This is a genomic window from Synechococcus sp. CS-1333, from assembly GCF_025128015.1.
In the GTDB taxonomy this organism is placed as follows: Bacteria; Cyanobacteriota; Cyanobacteriia; order PCC-6307; family Cyanobiaceae; genus MW101C3.
In genome coordinates this window covers 38,884-59,175 of record NZ_JAHLYO010000028.1, presented here as the reverse complement: position 1 = coordinate 59,175, position 20,292 = coordinate 38,884, and the positions used below count along the sequence as shown (strand labels likewise).

Annotated in this window: 22 protein-coding genes, 1 tRNA gene and 1 riboswitch; of the genes, 15 read left to right on the top strand and 8 right to left on the bottom strand. The window is 68.3% G+C overall.

Annotated features, from left to right (window positions below; genetic code table 11):
• The first annotated feature begins 36 nt into the window (after window positions 1-36).
• The 3 genes from rpmG (at window position 37) to KQ303_RS11215 (ending at window position 2,603) form a co-directional block, all read left to right on the top strand.
• Entirely contained in the window at window positions 37-231 is a 195-nt protein-coding gene (rpmG, locus tag KQ303_RS11225; RefSeq protein WP_094512862.1) for a 50S ribosomal protein L33, read from the top strand.
• A gap of 76 nt (window positions 232-307) precedes the next feature.
• Window positions 308-529 carry a 30S ribosomal protein S18 gene (gene rpsR / locus KQ303_RS11220; RefSeq protein WP_094512863.1) on the top strand — a complete coding sequence of 74 codons (222 nt, stop codon included), beginning with the start codon at window positions 308-310 and terminating at the stop codon, window positions 527-529.
• 7 nt (window positions 530-536) lie between these two features.
• The gene (locus tag KQ303_RS11215) at window positions 537-2,603 is read left to right on the top strand and encodes a ribonuclease catalytic domain-containing protein (protein WP_259730353.1); all 2,067 of its coding nucleotides are present in this window, start codon (window positions 537-539) and stop codon (window positions 2,601-2,603) included.
• Window positions 2,604-2,634: 31 nt separating this feature from the next.
• Here the strand turns inward: KQ303_RS11215 and KQ303_RS11210 are convergent, their stop codons facing one another.
• Window positions 2,635-4,443, bottom strand: coding sequence for an FAD-dependent oxidoreductase (locus tag KQ303_RS11210; protein WP_259730352.1), 1,809 nt, complete (start codon window positions 4,441-4,443; stop codon window positions 2,635-2,637).
• A gap of 201 nt (window positions 4,444-4,644) precedes the next feature.
• Between KQ303_RS11210 and metG the strand changes: the two genes are divergently transcribed.
• Window positions 4,645-6,231: a methionine--tRNA ligase gene (gene metG / locus KQ303_RS11205; RefSeq protein WP_259730351.1), complete on the top strand. Its 1,587-nt coding sequence runs from the start codon at window positions 4,645-4,647 to the stop codon at window positions 6,229-6,231.
• Window positions 6,228-7,376: an LPS export ABC transporter periplasmic protein LptC gene (lptC, locus tag KQ303_RS11200; protein WP_259730350.1), complete on the top strand. Its 1,149-nt coding sequence runs from the start codon at window positions 6,228-6,230 to the stop codon at window positions 7,374-7,376. Before metG ends, lptC begins: the two co-directional genes overlap by 4 nt.
• Here lptC and KQ303_RS11195 read toward each other — a convergent pair.
• Window positions 7,318-7,980 carry a cofactor assembly of complex C subunit B gene (locus KQ303_RS11195; protein ID WP_259730349.1) on the bottom strand — a complete coding sequence of 221 codons (663 nt, stop codon included), beginning with the start codon at window positions 7,978-7,980 and terminating at the stop codon, window positions 7,318-7,320. The genes lptC and KQ303_RS11195 overlap by 59 nt on opposite strands.
• A 98-nt stretch (window positions 7,981-8,078) precedes the next feature.
• Between KQ303_RS11195 and psb32 the strand changes: the two genes are divergently transcribed.
• The 6 genes from psb32 (at window position 8,079) to KQ303_RS11165 (ending at window position 12,256) form a co-directional block, all read left to right on the top strand.
• Entirely contained in the window at window positions 8,079-8,747 is a 669-nt protein-coding gene (gene psb32 / locus KQ303_RS11190) for a photosystem II repair protein Psb32 (RefSeq protein ID WP_311134150.1), read from the top strand.
• Window positions 8,748-8,753: 6 nt separating this feature from the next.
• Window positions 8,754-9,896 (top strand): proton extrusion protein PcxA, encoded by a 1,143-nt coding sequence (gene pxcA / locus KQ303_RS11185; RefSeq protein ID WP_259730348.1) that lies wholly within the window; start codon window positions 8,754-8,756, stop codon window positions 9,894-9,896.
• Complete coding sequence (cobU, locus tag KQ303_RS11180) at window positions 9,883-10,437, top strand: bifunctional adenosylcobinamide kinase/adenosylcobinamide-phosphate guanylyltransferase (protein ID WP_259730347.1); 555 nt, start codon at window positions 9,883-9,885, stop codon at window positions 10,435-10,437. Before pxcA ends, cobU begins: the two co-directional genes overlap by 14 nt.
• Before the next feature lie 3 nt (window positions 10,438-10,440).
• The gene (locus KQ303_RS11175) at window positions 10,441-10,938 is read left to right on the top strand and encodes a tRNA (cytidine(34)-2'-O)-methyltransferase (RefSeq protein WP_094512869.1); all 498 of its coding nucleotides are present in this window, start codon (window positions 10,441-10,443) and stop codon (window positions 10,936-10,938) included.
• 142 nt (window positions 10,939-11,080) lie between these two features.
• Window positions 11,081-12,133: a M23 family metallopeptidase gene (locus KQ303_RS11170; RefSeq protein ID WP_259730346.1), complete on the top strand. Its 1,053-nt coding sequence runs from the start codon at window positions 11,081-11,083 to the stop codon at window positions 12,131-12,133.
• Between the two features lie 49 nt (window positions 12,134-12,182).
• Window positions 12,183-12,256: transfer RNA gene (locus tag KQ303_RS11165), tRNA-Met, on the top strand.
• A 416-nt stretch (window positions 12,257-12,672) separates the two neighbouring features.
• Here the strand turns inward: KQ303_RS11165 and KQ303_RS11160 are convergent.
• Window positions 12,673-12,951: a hypothetical protein gene (locus KQ303_RS11160; protein WP_144037006.1), complete on the bottom strand. Its 279-nt coding sequence runs from the start codon at window positions 12,949-12,951 to the stop codon at window positions 12,673-12,675.
• Between the two features lie 407 nt (window positions 12,952-13,358).
• Here KQ303_RS11160 and KQ303_RS11155 point away from each other — a divergent pair, with 407 nt between their 5' ends.
• Complete coding sequence (locus tag KQ303_RS11155; RefSeq protein WP_259730345.1) at window positions 13,359-13,961, top strand: peroxiredoxin; 603 nt, start codon at window positions 13,359-13,361, stop codon at window positions 13,959-13,961.
• 26 nt (window positions 13,962-13,987) lie between these two features.
• Here KQ303_RS11155 and purQ read toward each other — a convergent pair whose 3' ends face one another.
• Window positions 13,988-14,641 (bottom strand): phosphoribosylformylglycinamidine synthase subunit PurQ, encoded by a 654-nt coding sequence (purQ, locus tag KQ303_RS11150; protein WP_259730344.1) that lies wholly within the window; start codon window positions 14,639-14,641, stop codon window positions 13,988-13,990.
• Complete coding sequence (gene purS, locus KQ303_RS11145) at window positions 14,638-14,910, bottom strand: phosphoribosylformylglycinamidine synthase subunit PurS (protein ID WP_094512874.1); 273 nt, start codon at window positions 14,908-14,910, stop codon at window positions 14,638-14,640. Before purS ends, purQ begins: the two co-directional genes overlap by 4 nt.
• A 94-nt stretch (window positions 14,911-15,004) precedes the next feature.
• Here purS and KQ303_RS11140 point away from each other — a divergent pair, with 94 nt between their 5' ends.
• A complete protein-coding gene (locus KQ303_RS11140) occupies window positions 15,005-15,376 on the top strand; it encodes a hypothetical protein (RefSeq protein WP_255100871.1) in 372 nt (123 codons plus the stop codon).
• Between the two features lie 141 nt (window positions 15,377-15,517).
• On the opposite strand, the gene cobW is transcribed toward KQ303_RS11140, so the two are convergent.
• The 3 genes from cobW to KQ303_RS11125 all read right to left on the bottom strand — a co-directional run bounded on the left by cobW (window position 15,518) and on the right by KQ303_RS11125 (window position 18,077).
• Window positions 15,518-16,687, bottom strand: coding sequence for a cobalamin biosynthesis protein CobW (gene cobW, locus KQ303_RS11135; RefSeq protein WP_259730343.1), 1,170 nt, complete (start codon window positions 16,685-16,687; stop codon window positions 15,518-15,520).
• A 13-nt stretch (window positions 16,688-16,700) separates the two neighbouring features.
• The gene (locus KQ303_RS11130; RefSeq protein WP_259730342.1) at window positions 16,701-17,270 is read right to left on the bottom strand and encodes a HupE/UreJ family protein; all 570 of its coding nucleotides are present in this window, start codon (window positions 17,268-17,270) and stop codon (window positions 16,701-16,703) included.
• A 126-nt stretch (window positions 17,271-17,396) separates the two neighbouring features.
• Window positions 17,397-17,553, bottom strand: a riboswitch (cobalamin riboswitch).
• Window positions 17,547-18,077: a pentapeptide repeat-containing protein gene (locus KQ303_RS11125; protein ID WP_399233562.1), complete on the bottom strand. Its 531-nt coding sequence runs from the start codon at window positions 18,075-18,077 to the stop codon at window positions 17,547-17,549. (Overlaps the previous riboswitch by 7 nt.)
• 51 nt (window positions 18,078-18,128) lie before the next feature.
• Between KQ303_RS11125 and upp the strand changes: the two genes are divergently transcribed.
• Both upp and aroA read left to right on the top strand, forming a co-directional pair.
• Window positions 18,129-18,797 carry a uracil phosphoribosyltransferase gene (gene upp / locus KQ303_RS11120; RefSeq protein WP_259730341.1) on the top strand — a complete coding sequence of 223 codons (669 nt, stop codon included), beginning with the start codon at window positions 18,129-18,131 and terminating at the stop codon, window positions 18,795-18,797.
• 99 nt (window positions 18,798-18,896) lie between these two features.
• Complete coding sequence (gene aroA / locus KQ303_RS11115; protein ID WP_259730340.1) at window positions 18,897-20,234, top strand: 3-phosphoshikimate 1-carboxyvinyltransferase; 1,338 nt, start codon at window positions 18,897-18,899, stop codon at window positions 20,232-20,234.
• Window positions 20,235-20,292: the final 58 nt, after the last annotated feature.

Here is a 20,292-nt window from a genome sequence, read left to right as displayed (position 1 = left end):
GTCAGCTCGCCTCGCTTCAGCGGCGCACGTCCTTCCATGGCAAAGAACAAGGGCGTCCGGCTCGTGATCACTCTTGAGTGCACCGAATGCCGGTCCAACCCCGCCAAGCGGTCTCCTGGTGTGTCTCGTTACACCACCCAGAAGAACCGCCGCAACACCACCGAACGGCTCGAATTGAAGAAGTTCTGCCCTCACTGCAACAAGAGCACGAACCACAAGGAGATCAAGTGAGTGAGGGCTGGCGGTGATGACCGCCAGCCCCACAGCTTTTCTTCTCCCCACGTCTTCTTCCTTTCTGCCCTTCCCCATGTCCAGCTCCTTCTTCAAGAAGCGTCTTTCGCCGATCAAACCCGGCGATCCGATCGACTACAAAGACGTCGATCTGCTCAAGAAGTTCATCACCGAACGCGGCAAGATCCTGCCCCGCCGGCTCACCGGGCTCACCGCCCAGCAGCAACGCGACCTCACCAATTCCGTGAAGCGCGCCCGCATCCTGGCGCTGCTTCCCTTCGTGAACCCCGAGGGCTGAGTTCGCCTTGGCGTTTCAGCCCGGCGACCTGGTCGGTCTGAACGGCTCCAGGGGGCCTGAGCTTGCCATCATCGACACCCTGTCCGGCAGCAAAGCGGCCCTGCGGGTCGGCTTTGAGGCCAGACGCCAACAGGTGCCGTTGCGTGAGCTTGATCCCCTGGTGTCGTTGCCAGGCACCTTCAACCCGCCCGCCTCTATGGTCGCCCCCCCCTGGGGGCTCACAGCGGAGCTGCTGCAACAGCAGCGGCCCTCCAGCCGTGATCTCGGTGCAGCTTGGCTGCTGCTCAGTGAGCCGGTGTCGCCTGCCGCCGGTGCGGCTTCTTCCCATGGCGCACCTCCTGCGGCCATGCCACTGGAGGAGCTCGTGGCCCTGGTGGCCCCTGCCGACACACCGGCGGCTCGAGCCGCCTGCTGGTTGGTCCTGCAGCACCAGGAGCAGCACTTTTTTCGCTGGCGCCACGGCGCGGTTCAGCCCCGCACGCTGCGGGATCTCCGCCAGCTGCGCCGGGAGCGTCACCTCGAACGCCTGAGCCGGCTGCGCGAACAGCGCTGGCAAGCCTTGCTGCAGCAACGTCAGCCGCTCGATCCGAGCAGCCTCGACGCCCAGGCCCGTGCCCAGCTCGACCACCTGCTGGCCCTGGCTGGCGGGGATACCACCACGCCGTTGCCGGTGGCCCTGCGCCAGGCCCTGCACGGCGCCCACTGCAGTGCGGAGCCGGGGGCGGTGCGACGCCTGCTGGTGGATCTGGGCCAGTGGGAGCCCCACGCACTCCCCTCGCTGCAGCGCACCGTGTGGGAACAGGGCTTCGTGCCCGATCTGCTGGCCGAGGCCGAGCGGTTGATCGCGGCCGCCGCTGACCCGCAACCCGGCGACGACCAGCGCCGCGACCTCACCACCCTGCGCACCTACACCCTCGACGATCCCGACACCCTGGAGATCGACGACGCCCTCTCCCTGGAGCAGCTGGGCGATGGCCGTCAGCGTCTGTGGGTGCACATCGCCGATCCTGGGCGGCTGGTGCCACCGGAGTCGCCCCTGGATCTGGAGGCACGACGCCGCGCCTCCAGCCTCTACCTGGCCGACCGGGTGGTGCCGATGTTTCCCTTTCCTCTGGCCACCGGCCCCTTCAGCCTGCGCCAGGGTCACCGTTGTGCCGCCTGGAGCACCGCGATCGAGCTGGATGACGAAGGTGCAGTGGCTGACGTGGAGATTGTGCGCAGCTGGGTGCTGCCCACCTATCGCCTCTCCTACGCCGACGGCGATGCCCTGATCGAACTGGCTCCAAAGGAAGAACCGGATCTGGCCAGCATCGACGCCCTGCTGGAGCGCCGTCGCCGCTGGCGTGTGGCCCAGGGTGCCCTGCAGATGGAGCAACCGGAGGGCCGCATCCGCGCGGTGGACGGCCAGACAAGCGTGGAGATCACCGACCCGAGCCCGGCCCGGGCGCTGGTGGCCGAAGCGATGATCCTCAACGGCGCCGTGATCGCCGCCTATGGCGTGAGCGAGGGTCTGGCCCTTCCTTACCGGGGCCAGCCCAGCGCCGAGCTGCCGCCCGCTGCCCAGCTGGAGGCCCTGCCCCCTGGTCCGGTGCGACACATGGCCCTGCGCCGCTGCCTCACCCGGGGTGTCACCGGTGTGCAGCCCTGCCATCACTTCAGCCTCGGGCTGAGCGCCTACGTGCAGGCCACCTCACCAATCCGTCGCTACGCCGATCTGGTGGTGCAACGCCAGCTGGCGGCCCATCAGCAGCACCAGCCGCCCCTTGATGGAACCGACCTCGGCGCCCTGCTCGATCAACTCGATCCGCCGCTGCGGGAGGGGGTGCAGATCAGCCGCGAAGACCAGCGCCACTGGCAGCAGGTGTGGTTTGAGCAGCACCCCCAGGAACGCCTGGAGGGGGTGTTCCTGCGCTGGCTGCGGGAGCAGGACCGGCTGGGCCTCGTGCATCTCGAAGCGCTGGCGCTGGACGTGGCTGCCCGCTGCCCCGCCGCCGCCGAACCTGGCACCACCCTCACCGTGCACGTGCAGATGGTGGATTCGCTGTCGGATCTGCTGCGCCTCGAGGCGCGCTGAGGCGGCCTCAGGCGATGGCCAAGCGCAGGCGTCAGTCTGCGACGAGCCTTGACACCCGCAGCCAGGGCCCCCAGGGATTGGCGCAGCCGATCAGCTGCACCGTGCGAGGTAGCTCAACAGCGGCCAGCCAGTGGTGCAGACCGGGTTCGAGCGTGATCACAGGCCAGGGGCGCTCGCCGGTGTCGAGAAGAAAGCCGCCGTTGCCATCGCTCTGCAGGCTGCCCTGGAACAGGCGTTCGTGGGGCTCCGCTGGGGCAACACCGGGATCCGTTGGCGCGGCGCCAAGCAGCTCGCCGCCCGGCGACAGGCGCTCGGGCGCGGCCAGCGCCGCGTGCTGGCGCAGGCGCCACTCGGGGTGATGCCAGGGGGTGTCCCAGAGCGGTAGCGGCCCGGCAGGCGCCTGCGGGTCGTTGATCAGAGCCTCCTGCAGTTGGCGCACCGGCAGCTCGGCCGTCAGCAGTGCGTGGGCCACGCACAACGCTGCCGCCGCTCCCGCCGCCTGGCCGATGTTGAGGATCAGCGGCTGCAGCCGGGTGGCACCGTTGGCCATGTGGCTGGTGCTGAAGGACTTGTCGGCGGCCAGCAGGTTGTCGAGGTCGGCGCACACCAGTGCGCCATAGGGAATCGTGAAGGGGGTGCCGCTCCAGCGTCCGCCCCAACGGCAGCTCTTCGGGGCCAGGGGCCAGTCAGGGCCGGGGTAGTGGTGATCGTTGGGGTAATTGCCCACGGCAATGGAGCTGATCGTCCCGTCTGGGCCGGTGGCCAGCGGGGCCAGGCGTGCCTCGGCTGTGCCGCCTGCGCAGGCCTGGGGCAACAGATCCCCTTCAGTGACAGTGGCCAGACCGTGCAGGCGCCGGCCCTCGCGCCAGTAGGGCATCAACGCCAAGGCCGAGGAGCCCTGCAGGGCCGCCGCTGCCGCCGCCTCCGGGAACACCGCCGCCGTCTTTATCCAGCCGTCACTGGCTTCGCCCAGGGCCGCAGCAAACGCGAGGCTGTGGGCGCGCATCTCCGCCTGCAGCGCCTGCTGCTGCTGCGGATCGGCGCTGAAGGCCCGCTCCAGGCCGTCGTGCCAGTCGTTGCCGTGCAAGGGCCAGTTCAGCATCACCAGCCCGCCCGGCAGGCGCCCATAGGTGAGCGTGCGCAGCAGGCCGTGGGCCTCGGTGGAGCCCGCGAAGGGTGGGGCCGGCGGCCGGCCGGAGGGGCAGGGGCCCTGCCCGAGCTGGCCCAGCACCACCCAGGTGGGCGACTGCACCGGCTGCCGTTGGAAGAAGGCGTCGGTCTCCAGCTGTTGCTGTGGCGGAGCGCTGGGTTCTCCCCACTGTTCGCGGGGTTCCCAGCCGCAGCGGAACGGCACCTCCGCCAGGGGCAGCAGATCGCCTCGGTCGCTGCCATCGATCAGCACCTCCAGAGCGATCGACTGGGGCTCGTGCTCCCGCTCGATCTCCACGGCGGTGACCCGCCGTCCCTGGCGCCGTACGCCGCGCAGCGTGCAGCACGGCCACCAGCGCAGGCGCGGTTCTGCCGCCACCCAGCCGCGCAGGATCCGTTCGGCCGTGGCCGGCCGCCAACCGAAGCAGCTCACCCAGTTGTGATCGAGCCCTTCGGCTTCCGCCTGCTGCAAGGCCCGCAGCAGCGCCCCCCAGAGACCGGTCTGCCAGGGGGTGAGCTCATTGCCGTCGGGCGCGCAGACCCCTGCAGCGCTCACCATTCCCCCCAGCCAGCCGCCGGGGGTGAGCAGCAGGGTGTCGGCGCCGGCGCGGGCCGCCTGCAGCGCCGCTGCCACGCCGCCGCTGCCACCGCCCCAGACCACCACCTGGGCTTGTTCCGTTGCGGCGCCCATCAGCGGCAACCGGGCAGCGGGAGGCGGTCACACAGAAGCAAGGCCATCGGCGGCAGGGCGGCTGGTGGGGAAAGGTTGTCAGAGTGCCCGAAAGTGCTGAGGCACCGCTGGCGGAAAGGCCGGCGCCAAGAGACTCTCGGTAGGATCCGTCGCCGGCGCAGGGCCGCTTTGGCGGGCCAGCGAGCCCTTGATCCCCGCCGAATGACCTACACGCTCACCACCCCCCTTTACTACGTCAACGACAAGCCGCACCTCGGCAGCGCTTACACGACCCTGGCCTGTGACGCCCTGGCCCGCTTCCAGCGCCTCCAGGGGGAACGGGTGATCTTCATCACCGGCTGCGACGAGCACGGCCTGAAGATCCAACGCACCGCCGAGCAGGCCGGGCTCACCCCCCAGGCCCACTGCGACCGCGTCAGCGCCCAGTACAGAGAGCTGTGGCAGGCGTGGGAGATCAGCAACGACCGCTTCATCCGCACCACTGATCCACGCCATCGCCAACTCGTGGATCAGTTCTTCAGGCGGGTCGAGGCCGCCGGCGACGTGGTGGAGGGCCGCCAGCAGGGCTGGTACTGCGTGGCCTGCGAGGAATTCAAGGACGAGGCCGCCAGTGCCGATTCACCCAACTGCAGCATTCACCACCGCCCGCTTGAGTGGCGCGATGAAACCAATCTCTTCTTCCGGCTCTCGCGCTACCAGCAGCCGATCGAGGAGCTGATCCGCCGTCCTGGCTTCATCGCCCCGCCCGGCCGGCAGAAGGAGGTGGAGAACTTCGTGCAGCAGGGCCTGCGCGATTTCTCGATCTCCCGCCTGAACGTGCCCTGGGGGCTGCCGGTGCCGGGCCATGAACCGCAGACGTTCTATGTGTGGTTCGATGCGCTGCTGGGCTACCTCACCGCCCTGCTGGAGCCGGGTGATGCCCCCGATCTCGATCTCCTCAGCCAGCGGGGCTGGCCGGCGTCGGTGCATGTGATCGGCAAGGACATCCTGCGTTTTCATGCCGTCTACTGGCCAGCGATGCTGCTGTCGGCTGGCCTGCCGCTGCCCGAGCGGGTGTTCGGCCACGGCTTTCTCACCCGTGAAGGGCAGAAGATGGGCAAGTCGCTGGGCAACGTGCTGGATCCCGCCACCTTGCTGGAGCGCTGTGGGCCCGATGCAGTGCGCTGGTATCTGCTGCGGGACATCGGCTTCGGCGACGACGGCGACTTTCAGCAGCAGCGCTTCACCGACCTGGTCAACAACGACCTGGCCAACACGATCGGCAACCTGCTCAACCGCACCTCCTCCATGGCGCGTCGCTGGTTCGCCGAGGCTGTGCCGCCGGTGAGCAGCGCCGTCACCGATCAGCATCCGCTGGCCCTGGCCAGCGCGGAGGCCACGCAGCGGGTGACGGCGGCACTGGAACGGCTTGATTTCCGCGCGGGGGCGGAGGCGGCGCTGCAGCTGGCGGTGGCCGCCAACGGCTACCTCAACGAGCAGGCCCCCTGGAGTCGCATGAAACGGCAGGAGGGGGTGGAGCAGGTGGCGGATGATCTCTACGCCGTGCTCGAGGCTGCCCGGATCGTGGCCCTGCTGATCGCCCCATTGCTGCCGGATCTGGCCGGGCGCATGCTGGTCCAGCTGGCGCAGGCCCCCGTGCTCAGCGGTGCGCCTGAGCCGGCCCCCGCCGGCGACCCCGCCAATCCGCCATGGAGCGAACGGCTGCGCTGGGGTGGCTTAGTGGCGGGCACACCCCTGCCTGAGCCGGCGCCGGTGATGGCCCGCCTTGAGCTGGAGGAAGCGCTTTGATCGCTTCCCGCTCCACACGCCGCAACGGCCTTCTGCTGCTGGTGCTGCTGCTTGGGGTGCCGTTGTTCGGTTGTGCGCGCAGCACCAGAACGCCGGCCAAACCGCAGCCGTTCGTGTTCCGCGCCCTCAACCTCCGCCAGCAGGATGCCAAGGGGCGACCCAGCTGGGAGCTGACCAGCCCTGAAGCCCGCTACGACCTGCAGCGCCGCGTGGCCACCGCCAGGCAACCGCGCGGTGTGATCTATGCGGCCGGCAAGCCGCGCTACCGCATCCAGGCCGGCAGCGGCACCGTGATCAACGACGGCGAGGTGATCCAGCTGGAGGGGAAGGTGAGCATCGTGGTGATCGGCCCCCAGGGCGCCACGATCACGGGCGATCGCGTCCGCTGGACGCCAGCCCGCTCCCTGATTGAGATCAGCGGGAGGCCCGTCGCCACCGACCGCTCCACCCGCCTGACGGCGGAGCGCGCCCGTTTCCTGATCGCCGAAGACAAGCTGGAACTGCGCGGATCTCCCCGTCTGCTCCAGCCGGGCCTCAACCTGCTCACCCGCGAAGCCGACTGGTATCCGCCGAGCGGCAATCTGAAGGCGGCCGGGCCGGTGCTGGCGCTGAGGCAGCAGCCCGGCAAGCCCGCCCAGCGCCTCACCGCATCAGCGCTGGAGGGCAACACGCGCGAGCAGGTGTTCGACGGGATCGCGCCGGTGCAGTTCCTCGATCCCGCCGCCAAGACGGAGATCGCCGCTGGGCGAACCCGCTGGAACCTGGAGAAGCAATGGATTTCCAGCGCCGAACCCTTCACGGGCCGCTTCGATCAGCTCACGGTGCGCGGCAAGGCACTGGAAGCGAATCTGGCGGACACCACGGCCTTCATCCCCGCCGGCTGCGATGTGCGCCAACCAGGCGAGTGGTTGAAGGCCAACGTCTGCCGGTGGAACTGGACCTCGAAAGAGGTTCAGGCCCAGGGGGCCGTGCGGCTGGAACGCGAGGCGAACCGGCAGATCACCCGCAGCGAGGCGCTCAGCGGCCAGGTGGGCAAAGACGGCACCGTTGAGTTCGTCAGTCCGGGGGCGCGGGTGTTCACCGAGCTCACGGTGCCGCCACGGGCGCCGGGCCCGGCGCGGAAGCGTCCTCCAGTGTCGTTCTGAGCTTGCGGGCCCAGCCCTCCACCCACAGTTCATCGGCGCGGCTGAAGCAACGTGGCGACCAGCCTGCGACCAGCAGCCAGCCCACCGCACCGATGGGTTGCACGATCACGGCCGGCGTGCCCAGCGGCAGGCCGGTGAACTCCTGGCGGCCGGGATAAAGGCGCAGGTCCACCAGCGACACGCAGCGCTCCGTCCGTCGGGCCCGCTCGCAGATTGCGCCCGGGAGGAAAGGCTCTTCAGCCAGCACCCCGCGGCGCAGAACCACCCGGCCCTGCCAGAACAGCAGCACGCTGGCGGCGGGCGTGGCGGTGAGCAGCATGTGGCTGCCCCAGGCGAGTTCCTGCCGGGCCAGGGGCGGGAGGGCCTCATCAAGTTCAATCCCCTGGGGCCCGGGCAACTCCACCCGCTCCGGTGCCGCCGGCAGGGCCCGTGTCCAGAGCACGGCCACCAGCATCAGGCCCACCGCCATCAGGCTGGCGAGCACGGCTGCCCGCTCCAGAGCGGGAGAAAGGTCGGGTGCCGTGAGCTGGTTGAGCAGGCAGAGCAGCAGGCCGAGCACTCCGGCAGCCAGGCAGAGCCGTGCCGGCGGCGGAAGACCGGCCATGGGGTTCTGGCGATTGGAGTACGAACGCTGACACATCAGGGCGCGACAGCAGGGCCTGCGGGCGGCAGACTGACGATCACAACCGTGAGGCCCGGTCTTTGCGTCTGCCGCTGCGTCTACTGGCTGCCATCACCGTGTTGCTGCTCCAGTTCCTGCCCGTAGCGGCGGCCTGGGCCGTCGGAGCCAGCGCCTATCCCGCTCTGCCCCAGCAGCACCTGATCGATCCCGCTGAGCTGTTCAGCAGGGCCACGGCGGTGGAGCTGGAACGCCGGCTCAAGGAGCTGCAGGCCGATCACATCGAAGCCCGCCTGGTCACGGTGCAGCGCCTCGACTACGGCCTTGATCTCGAGACCCTCGGCCAGCAATTGCTCGACCGCTGGGCCACCGCCTCCAGCGACGACTCCTCCCAGCTGATCCTGCTGATCGATTCGCAGACGAACACCGCCGCCGTGGTGGCCAGCGATACCCTGCTGGACCAGCTTCCTGAATCCCTGCTGCGCAACACCGCCGATCGCACCATGGCGATTCCAATGCGGCTGGGATCTCGCTACCGCCAGGCCTCACTCGATGCCCTCGATCGCATCACGGCCGTGCTGGCAGGAGGCGAAGACCCTGGCCCTCCGCTGGAGCAGGTGATCGTGCCGGTGGAGTCGAACATCCCCACCCAGGAGGAAACGGCCTCCAGCAATGGTTTCACCTGGATCGTCGTGCTGCTGGTGGTGGGCACGGTGGTGCCGATGCTCACCTGGTGGGTTTTCTCCCGCTGAGCACCCATGGGTCTGACCGACTGGATGGGAACCTTCGGGAAGGCCCGCACCAAGGATCTGCGTAGCAATCTGGAGCGCGCCTATGAGGCCGCCCTGCTGATCCAGAACATCGAGCTCGAATACTTCAACGACCGCCCTGTGCGGCCGGAGCTTGAGCTGAGCATGCCGGCGTCGGTGCAGGCGCAGATGATGCGGCGGTTTCGCAGTTCACTGGAGCTGTGCCGGCAGGTGGTGGAGGAACTCCAGCCCCGCCGCCACGAACTCGATCCCCAGGAGCTGCGGCAGTTCCAGCTGATTGAAGCAGTCGAAGGGCGCTACTCCAACCGCAAGCCACTCTCCACCCTCACCCGTTCACCGGAGTTGTTGCCCCGCAGCCTGATGGGGTTGATGGAGAAGGTGCAACGGCAGCTGGACCCCCAGGCGGAGGCCACTGTGGTGGCTGGCTTTCGCCGGCGCCGCGATTCCACACTGGTGTCGCTGCGCATCCTGCTGCTGCTGGTGCTGGTACCGCTGCTGATGCAGCAGGCCAGTCGCACCTTTGTCATTTCGCCGCTGGTCGACCGCTTCGCGCCTGACCTGCCCTTCCTCAGTTACCCCAAGCCGCAGCTTGAAGAGGCAGCTGTGGAGAAGCTGCGTGTATACAAAGCGGAGCTGGAATTCGATGCCCTGCTCAAGGGTGAAGACCTCCCCGATCCGGCAGCGATGCACAAGGCCCTGGCCAGCCGCGCCGCCGAACTGAAGGAAGAAGCGGATGGTCAGAGCACCCTGGCGATCAAGAACGTGCTGTCCGATGCCTTCGGGCTTCTCAGTTTCGGGCTGGTCTGCCTGCTGGCCCGTGAGGACATCCGGGTGCTGCGCGGCTTTCTGGACGAACAAGTGTATGGCCTGAGCGACAGTGCCAAGGCCTTTGCAATCATTCTTTTTACCGACATCTTCGTGGGATTTCACAGCCCGGAAGGCTGGACTGTGTTGCTGGATGGTGTAGCCACCCACCTGGGACTACCGGTGAGAGAGAACTTCGTGATGCTCTTCATCGCCACCTTCCCGGTGATTCTGGCCACGATCTTCAAGTATTGGATTTTCCGCTATCTCAACCGTGTGTCCCCATCTTCTGTGGCCACGCTGCGCAACATGAATGGCGGGGGCTGACGCCATGCTCACCCTGGTGACCGGTCCGAGCCGGAGCGGCAAGAGCCGCTGGGCCGAGCACCTGGCCCTGCGTTCGGGCCGGCCGGTCACCTACATCGCCACCGGCCCCCGCCTCGAGGGCGATGCCAGCTGGAGCGAGCGGCTGGCCCTGCACCGCCGCCGCCGGCCGGCCGACTGGCCCACCTGGGAGGTGGAAGGGCAGCTCAGCGCCGCGCTGGAGCAGGCGCCCGCTGAGCGACTGCTGCTGATCGACTCGCTCGGGACCTGGCTGGCGCACCACCTCGAACTGGACACAGGCGCCTGGGAGCAGGAACAGCAGCATCTGCTGTTGGCGTTGCAGCGTTGCCGCGCCGCCGCGCTGATCGTGTCTGAGGAGACTGGCTGGGGTGTGGTGCCCCCCACGGCGATCGGCGGGCGCTTCCGGGATCGGCTCGGGGCGCTGCAGCAAGAGCTGCTGCCCCGCTGCAACGAGGCCTGGCTGGTGGTGCACGGGCGGGCGATCGATCTGCTGCGGCTGAGCAGGCCGGTGCCGGAGCTCTGAGCCATGCCGCGCGTGGTGCTGTTTGAGCCGGAAATCCCACCGAACACCGGCAATGTGGCGCGCACCTGTGCGGCCACCGGCTGCGAGCTTCACCTGATCGAACCGCTGGGATTCCAGATCGATGACCGGCAGCTGAAGCGGGCGGGCCTGGACTATTGGCCCTGGGTACAGCTGCACCGCCACGCCAACCTGGTGAGCTTCGAGCAGCACCGCCGCAGGTGCGGTGGGCGCCTGGTGGCCTTCAGCAGCCAGGTGGACCAGCCCTACACCTCCTTCGCCTTCCGAGACGACGACTGGCTGCTGCATGGGCGTGAATCGAGCGGCCTGCCGCCGGATGTGCTGGCCGCCGCCGATGCCCGGCTCACCGTGCCGATGCCGGGCTCGGTGCGCAGCGGTGGTGGGGTGCGCAGCCTCAACCTCTCCGTGGCCGCCGCCGTGGTGTTGTTTGAGGCCATTCGCCAGTTGGGGACAGGGATCTCCAGCACCGCCAGGGACGCTTGAACCCCGTTCGCTCCAGCCTTCAGGTTGTCTAAAGGAGTTCAGGCCGCTACTGTCGGCGCGACCCGGGGGGTGGCGGCTTCTCCACCGGGTTTTGTCCAATGGGTGAATTTGCATGAAGCCTTCGCAACTGATCCTGCCTCTGATGGGAGCCCTCCCGGTTCTCTCTCTGGTGGCTGCTGCGGCCATCCCTGGCATCGCCGACTCCCGCTCCAGCGGGGTTGATGAGCTGTCTGCCGGCTTCGGGGATGCTCTGGGGCTGACGGCCGAACCCAAAGCGGTCCAGCAGCTCGCCTCGCTCCCCAAGGCCAGCGACAGGGTGTGGATCCAGGTGCGCGCAGAGGTCACCCTGGATGAGCTCGCTCAGCAGCTGCGCATCCAGGAAACGCCCCTGGCCCGCATGAATGATGTGACCGAAGACCACAGGTTCAGCCAGGGCGACTGGCTGGTGATCCCTGTACGGGACACAAACCGGGCCCGCAGCGTGGCCGCCCTCGATCCCGAGCAGATCCGGCGCTCCGCCCCGCTCTCCGAGCTGCCACCCCTGGAATCCACCGGAGTGGTGCGCTTTGGCGACAGCCTGATGAAGCTCGCCAAGCGCTACAACCTCACGATTCAGGAGCTGCTGCGGCTGAACCCCGGCCTAGAGGCCGCCCGGCTCGTGGCCGGTACCCAGGTGCGCCTGGCCCGTTCCGCACCCGGCCGCACCCGGATGGTGCTCGGGCTTAATCCCGTGGGCAGCGGCGGCCTCAGCTGGCCGGATCTCCCCTCCTTCGGTGGCCGTCCAGAGGTGGAGCAAGGCCCCACCCAGGGCGACACCACCTGGATCTGGCCCACCAGGGGAGTGTTCAGCTCCGGCTTCGGCTGGCGCTGGGGGCGCATGCACAAAGGCGTCGACATCGCCAACAACGTCGGCACGCCGATCATGGCCGCCCGCTCCGGCCAGGTGGTCTTTGCCGGCTGGCATGACGGCGGCTACGGCTACCTGGTGGAAATCCAGCACAGCGACGGCAGCAAGTCGCTCTACGCCCACAACAGCCGCCTGATGGTGAGAGTCGGCCAGATAGTGGGCCAGGGCACCGTGATCAGCTCGATGGGAAGCACCGGCCGCAGCACCGGGCCTCACCTTCACTTCGAGATCCATCCCCCCGGCCGTGGTGCCGTGAATCCCCTGGAATTCCTCCCCGGCCGCGCCTGAGACGCGCTGCACGGGAGGCGTCGGGCCGTCGTTTAAGCTCTCCACACAGGGCTCGGTAGCTCAGCTGGTTAGAGCGTGGGATTCATAACCCCAAGGTCGGGAGTTCAAGTCTCCCCCGAGCCATTGCCCTGAAAATCGATCCAACCCAGTGGTGGATCCGGTGGCACTTCAATTCTTTGCCATTAAGTTGGCGAGACTTTGTTGGCGCCTGAAGCTGGCGAGCTCAGCTGAGCGCTCTGCGCGGCTCGGCCAATGACTCAATCCCGGCGCTGCGTGCCGGGGCGTGCGAATCAGCCAGCACTCAAGTTGGGTCCGCATGAAAACGGGGTGGATTCCATCCGGGGTTGGTTCCATCCGCGGTGGGTTGAATGTGGGGTGCGTTCAATCCGCGGGGGGTCAATGTTGGGTGGGTTCCATGCGGGGTGAACGTGATCGTCTCTCTCGCTTCCTGAATCAACCTGCCGCTTTCTGACTCAGCGTCTCGCTTTCTGATTCAGGCTCTCGCTATCTGAGTCACCATCCCGCATCGCCTCGTGATCTCAGCGCATTTCGATGGCGTTCAGGCGCTCACGAAAGCTGGGGGCGGAATTGGCTGAAGCGGCTCCGTAATCCGAGGTGGTGTTCGCAGCCTCGCTGGCGCCACCACGGGCACCGGAGCGCCTTGAGGAGGATGAGGAACCACGGCCACGGCGTGCCGGGCTGCCATCGGCCTGGGGACGCTGAATCGGGTGGGAGACGATTTCGCTGCGCAGCTGGCTGAGCAGACGGAAATGCCCGGTGGCGTTGTACTTGCGAAGCAGGACGGGATCCCAGGACATCAGGGCAGGCAAAAGAAAAGGACCACCGAAACCGGGTGCGCTCCAGGCTGGCGTTCGGTGCTGCGGACAGGAGCTGACGAAGCAGCCTGCCACCTCACCTGCCTACCGCGCCAACAACCCCATTCAGGCATGCAGCCAGTGTTTTATGACAAAAGTTCTTGACCCGCTGCGCTTGGCCGGCAAGGGCTGCCCTGATCCGTCTGGCTGAGGCCCCTGCTGATCGGCAGCGAGCGCCACTGATCCGTGCCACGGCCGCTGCACACAGACAGCGCTGGATACAGTGATAGAGACGGCAGGAACACCGCGGCACACCTCCTTTCGCAGCTGCAATCTCCGGCTTCCGGCGTGATGCTGTCGCCGGCGGCCATAGCCTCCCCAACCTTCCCGTCCCTGAGCATCTCTCCGCCATGACGATCAACGCCTCCCTGCGCGTGGGTCAGCAGGCGCCCGACTTCACCGCCACCGCCGTGGTGGAGCAGGACTTCAGCGAAATCCAGCTGTCGCAGTACCGCGGCCGGTATGTGGTGCTGTTTTTCTATCCGCTCGATTTCACCTTCGTCTGCCCCACGGAGGTGACAGCCTTCAGCGATCGGCACGCAGAGTTCGCCGCACTTGGCGCTGAGGTGCTGGGCGTCTCAGTCGACAGCCAGTACAGCCACCTGGCCTGGATCCAGACCTCGCGCCAGGACGGTGGTGTCGGCGAAATCGCCTATCCGCTGGTGGCCGATCTCAGGAAGGAGATCGCCCGCGCCTACGGCGTGCTCGACGAGGAGGTCGGTGTGGCGCTGCGGGGCCTGTTCCTGATCGATCCGGACGGCATCGTGCAGCACGCCACCATCAACAATCTCTCGGTGGGCCGCAGCGTGGAAGAAACCCTGCGCGTGCTCAAGGCCTTCCAGCACGTGCAGGGGCACCCTGGCGAGGTGTGCCCCGCCAACTGGATGCCGGGCGCTGCGACCATGAAGCCCGACCCGGTCGGCAGCAAGGAGTACTTCGCCGCCCACGGCTGAGCTACCCCCTGCCACCGCCTTGGCGGTCAGCCCAGCAGCGAGGCCAGCAGGCGGGTGCCGTCGGTGCCGCCGGTGATCGGGTCGCAGGCCCGCTCCGGGTGGGGCATCAGACCCAGCACGTTGCCTTGGGCGTTGCAGAGGCCGGCGACATTCCCCACCGAACCGTTGGGGTTGGCGGCGTAACGCAGCACCACCCGGCCTTCCCACTCCAGCTCCGCCAGCGTGTCAGCGTCGGCCTGGAAGCAACCTTCGCCGTGGGCGATCGGCAGGCTGATCTGCTCACCTTCGCTGTAGTGGCGCAGCCACTGAGAGGCGCCCGGGTGCACCGTGAGCGGAGCCGCTTCACAGAGAAAGTGCAGCTGGCGGTTGCGCGTGAGCGCTCCGGGCAGCAGGCCCATTTCTGTGAGCACCTGGAAGCCGTTGCAGATGCCCAGCACCGGGCCGCCACGCGCCGCGAAGCTGGCCACTTCGCTCAACAGCGGCGAGACATGGGCAATGGCGCCGCAACGGAGATAGTCGCCATAGCTGAACCCGCCGGGCAGCACCACCGCATCGATGCCCTCCAGGCTCGACTCCTCGTGCCAGAGGAAGCGGGTGGGAATGCCGAGGCATCCTTCCGCCGCCCAGCGCACATCCCGGTCGCAGTTCGAACCGGGAAACACCACCACTCCGATCGTCATGACCCGGCGCCCTCCACGGGCTTGAGCTGCTCGAGGCACCAGTTCTCGATCACCGGATTGGCCAGCAGGCGATCGCTGAGCCGCTCGATCGTGCTGCGCGCGGCGTCGAGATCCGGCGCATCGAGTTCCACCTCCATCGCCTTGCCAATGCGCAGACGCGTGATGCCATCGACACCGAGCCGCTGGGCGGCGGCTCTGGTGGCTTCTCCTGCCGGATCGAGAACCGATGGTCTCAGGGAGACCAGCACACGGGCTTGAAAGCGGGGCACCGGCAGGGATGTCGTTTGTTAAATCTTGGCAGCTTGCCTCCCCCTCGGGACCAGCGCCGAAGCATGGTCAAAACAGAGGTGGGCGTTGGAAGCGATGCAAGCGACAGGCGCCAGCCAACCCTGCCTGGGAGCCCGGCTGGCCCGGGCGGGGATGGTGGCAGTGTTGATCGCGATGGCAGGCACCGCTCTGCTTGCTCCGGCCCTGGCACAGGTGCAGCGGGTGCCCCTGCGCTGCCGGCTGGCCGATGGCCCCTGGCTTCCCTGCGTGATGACGGTGGAAGCGGTGGGTGAGCGCTGGAGGTTGCGCTTCGACAACACACAGCTGAGCTTCCGCCACGACGGCAAGGGTGTGGTGGAGATGCAGCGACCAGCCGGCAGCTGGGAGACGGTGAAGGCCCGCTGGAGCGAGGATCAGGCCCTCTGCTGGGACGGCATCTGCGCCCAGGGGGACATCCCCCTGGACTGAACCGACCATCGGATTTGGTCGGCTGGAAGATTTGGTCGGGTGGAAGTGGATGGCACACCTGGGAAGGCTGTGAATGGATCACAGACAAGCCGCCATCGAATGGATCGCAGGCAGGCCGCCTGAGCTTGGCTGCGAGCCTGCTCAGACGCGGCTGGCGCTGACCTGCCTGCGTCGGGTGCCTTCGATCGCCTGCAGCAGCAAGCTGCGCTCGACACGCAGCCCGAGCGCCACCAGCTCAAGCCGACCCTCGTGGGGGCTGGCAGGGGAGCCAATCTCCCTGGGTGCGGGGGCTATCGGGCCTGCGGTGGCTGCCCTCTGTGCGTCGTGGTCCTCGTACCAGCAATCGAGCCGCGGACCAACCGCCTGGATCTGAAGAGGCCGTCGTTTGCCGGGCTGAATCAGCCAGCCCTTGAGGCGCAGCAGGGCCTGGTGCTGGATCTGCTCCAGGAGCGTGGCTTCAAGGGCCTCACGATCGAAGGAGCCAGCGAGCTGAATCGCCACCGATTGCATGGGCACGTGGGTGTGGTCGTGATGCTCGTGGTCGTGATGACCGTGATCGTGATGGTGGTCGTGATCGTGATCGTGGGAGGCCTCGCCATGGGGGCCAGGAGCCGGCGCGACGGCTGGGCGATCCAGGCCCAGCAGCAGCTCGGGCGGCACCTGACCGCGCTGCATTGGCAACACCTGGGCGCCGGGGCGGCAGGAGGCCTGAAGGCGCCCGCGCACCCGGTCCAGCTCTGCAGGCGTGAGGCGGTCGCCGCGGCTCACCAGCACCAGATCAGCCGCTCGCAACTGGTCGTCGAACAGCTCCTCCAGGTCGGAGAGATGATCAAGGCTGGGGTCGGCAGCCCGCTGCCGCTCAAGCGCGGCGGGGTCGGCCACCACACTGCCGCCGGCCAGCGCTTCACCATCCACCACCGTCACCACGCCGTTGACGCGGGTGCGGGTGCGGATGTCGGGCCACTGGAAGGCCTGCACCAGGGGCTCGGGCAGCGCCAGGCCGCTGGTTTCCACCACGATGCCGTCAAGACGATCTGCGGACGCCAGCAGCTTCTGCATCGTCGGCAGAAAATCGTCCTGGACGGTGCAGCAGAGGCAGCCGTTGGCGAGCTCCACCAGCCGGCCATCAAGCTCCTCCTCCGGGCAGAAGCCGCAGCTGCGCAGCAGGTCACCGTCGATGCCCACTTCGCCGAATTCATTCACCAGGACCGCCAGGCGCAGGCCGCTGGTGGTGAGCAGATGGCGCAGCAAGGTGGTTTTGCCCGCGCCGAGGAAGCCCGTCACCACGGTGACGGGGAGACGCCGTTGCATGGAGGGTGTCATCTCAGGGCACCAACGCGGACCAGGCGAACGTGGAGCCCACGCCGATCAGCACGCCGGCCGCCAGCATCAACCGCGCCGGAGCGAGGCCCGCGCGCCAGCGCTGCACCAACGTGAGCGCCAGCCACAGCAGGGCGCCCTGGCTGATCAGCAGGCCCAGCAGATACCAAACCACGGAGGCGGGCTGCCAGCCGCTCACGGCATCACTGAGCACATAGCCGTGCAGGGCGAAAGCGGGTAGCAGGGTCCAGACAGGCAACCGTTGGATCACTACCAGCCCCACCACCACCAGCGACAGCGCCACCAGCGCTTCGGCGCCAGGCAGGGCGGGCAGCATCAGGCCAAGGCCGGTGGCCGTAAGCCCCACGGCAAGCAGAGCGAGCACCCATCGCAGGCGCTGCACCAGGCCCACCAGGCCGAGCGCCAGCAGGAACAGCAGGTGATCCGGACCCAGCAGCGGATGGCCGATGCCACTGAGCAGGCCCGCCAGCGGGCCCTCCTTCAGGGCGAAGGTTTCCATCAGGTGGTGGGCAGCTGCGGGGGTGGCCAGCAGTGGCACGAGCAGCAGCGGCACGACCAGGAGTGGCGCGAGCTGCAGGGCGCCAGAATACAGATGAGGGCTGGCTGGCTGGGCCGCACGACGGCCTGGGCCAGCAGCCCGGGGTTGAAGAAACATGGCTCGACCGGTCCTCGCCGGAACTGGATGGGTTGAAACGCCGGCGGGTGTTCTGACTGGCCCTGCCACGAGGACTCGCGGAACAGGCTTCACAGTTGCGGGACAGCGCCGGAATTGCACCGGACTTTCCCCCTTGCCTCCAAGGGATGGATCCCCTGGAACCGGCGAGCCAATCTACCGGCAGCCGAGGCTTTCAACCGTTCTGACGCCGGTGCGGGGATTGACGCCTGCGGCCCTGGCGCAGAGGGCTTTCTGCTGGGTCAGATCGAGCACGGCGTCGCTGAAATCGGCCCCCTCGATCGTGGCCCCGGTGAAGCGGCTCTGCATGAGCATGGCGTTGCGGAGCACCGCACCGCTGAGGTCGGCGTTGTCGAAGCGGGTGGCGAAGGCCACGGCGTCTTCGAGGTCGGCGCCGCTGAGATTGCTGCCCTGCAGATCGCTGGAATTGAACACGGCACCGCGCAGGTTGGTGTCACTGAGGTCGAAGCCCTGCATCGACGCCTTCAGAAACTCCTGCTGCTGCAGGTTGCGGCCATGCATATCGGGCTGCAGATCCTTCAGCGCCCGCTGGCCGCGCAGCTCCGGTGCAGTGATCGCCAAGGCCGGCGCCAGGGGGCCCACCAGACCCAGCCAGGCGACCGTGACCACCAGCAGGGCAAGCAGGGAGCTGAGCCAACCGGGGCGAGTGAAGGGGGGCAAGAACACACGTACCGTGGGCCCTCAAGTTATGGCAGCCACGGCCGCGACGCGATCGACATGAGCATGTCCCTGCGGGTGGTGGTGCCGCCCCATCCCCTGATCGGTCACTGGTTGACCCTGCTGCGTGACCAGGACACGCCCCCCTCTCTGTTCGGCACCGCCATGGCCGAGCTGGGCCGCTGGCTCACCTATGAAGCCTTGCGCGACTGGCTGCCCCATCAGCGGGTGACGGTGCAGACACCGCTGGCCAGCACCGAAGGCAGCGTGGTGGACGGCAGCGTGCCCCTGCTGGCGGTGCCGATCCTGCGGGCGGGCCTGGGGCTGTGGCAGGGGGCCCAGGCCGTGCTGCCCACGGCCCGGGTGGCCCACGTGGGCCTGCGACGCAATGAAGCTGATGCCAGAGCCTCCTGGTACTACGACGCGCTGCCCGAAACAATCGGCCCCCAGGTGGGGGTGCTGGTGTTCGATCCGATGGTGGCCACCGCCGGCAGCCTGGTGCAGGTGCTGGAACGGCTCGAGAGCAAAGGGGTGAGCGGTGACCGGCTGCGGGTGATCACGGCCCTGGCGGCCCGGCCCGGGCTCAACACCCTGGGGCAGCGCTTCCCCCACCTCACCCTCTACACCGCCTGCATCGACGCTGACCTGGATGCCGACTTCCGCATCGTTCCCGGCCTCGGCGATGCCGGTGATCGTTTGTTCGGCACCCCCTCGGCGGCCATTCCCTGATGCCTGCAGCAGGCGCGGCTCCAGCCCTCCTCTGTCGTGCTCGGCCAGATCGTGGCGCCCAGGCCCAGACCTAGGCTCACGGGCCATTGCTCCCCTGGCATGGGACTGGCTGTCGCCGCTTCACCGCCCCCGGCCCGTGCCCTCGGGCAGGAAGGTTCGCGTTCGTTGAGCGGCACCGTGCAGGTGCCGGGCGATAAGTCGATCTCCCACCGCGCGCTGCTGTTCGGGGCAATCGCCACCGGCGAAACCCGCATCGATGGCCTGCTGCCTGCGGAGGATCCGCTCAGCACCGCCGCCTGCCTGCGCGCCATGGGGGTGACCATCAGCCCGATTGCGGCAGGGCAGCCGGTGATCGTGCAGGGGGTGGGCCTCGAAGGCCTGCGGGAACCCGACGACGTGCTGGATTGCGGCAATTCCGGCACCACCATGCGGCTAATCATGGGGCTGCTGGCGGGACGCAGCGGCTGCCACTTCGTGCTGAACGGCGATGCGTCCCTGCGCCAGCGGCCGATGGGAAGGGTGGCCGAACCGCTGGCCGCCATGGGCGCCCAGATCCGCGGCCGCGCCGGTGGCAAGCTGGCGCCGCTCTCGATCCAGGGAAGCGCGCTGCATGGGGCCGTGCTGGGCACCCCGATCGCCTCGGCCCAGGTGAAGTCGGCGATCCTGCTGGCGGGTCTCACCGCCACCGGTCCCACCAGCGTGATCGAACCGGCCCGCTCCCGCGATCACAGCGAGCGGATGCTGCGTGGCTTCGGCGCCGACATCGAGATCGGCGGCGACTCCGGCCGGCATGTGCGGCTGACGCCGGGCCGGGAGCTGGTGGGGCAGCCGGTGGAAGTGCCGGGCGACATCAGCTCGGCGGCCTTCTGGCTGGTGGCCGGGGCGATCACCCCAGGCGCCGACCTGACCGTGCGCAACGTGGGCCTCAACCCCACCCGCACCGGGGTGCTGGAGGTGCTCGAAGCCATGGGCGCCCGCATCGAGCGGCTGGAGCAGCGCCTGGTGGCGGGCGAGCCGGTGGGGGATCTGCGGGTGCGCTATGGGCCATTGCAGGCCTTTGACATCGGCGGCGAGCTGATTCCGCGCCTGGTGGATGAAATCCCCGTGCTGGTGGTGGCCGCCTGCCGGGCCGAGGGCACCAGCCGGATCCGCGAAGCGGCTGAGCTGCGCGTCAAGGAAACCGATCGGCTCGCCGTGATGTGCCGCCAGCTGGGCGCGATGGGGGCACGGCTGGTGGAGCACCCCGACGGGCTCGACATCACCGGAGGGGTGGAGCTGCACGGCGCGGAGGTGGACAGCGAAACCGACCACCGGGTGGCGATGAGCCTGGCGGTGGCGGCCCAGGTGGCCTTCGGTCCCACGCGGCTGCACCGCAGCGAAGCAGCGGCGGTGTCGTACCCCGGCTTCTGGGACGACCTGGCACGTCTGCAGGCCTGAAGCCCACCGGCGAAAGGGCAGCGGGGCGCCGGATAGATTCCCGCCAATTGCCGCCCCC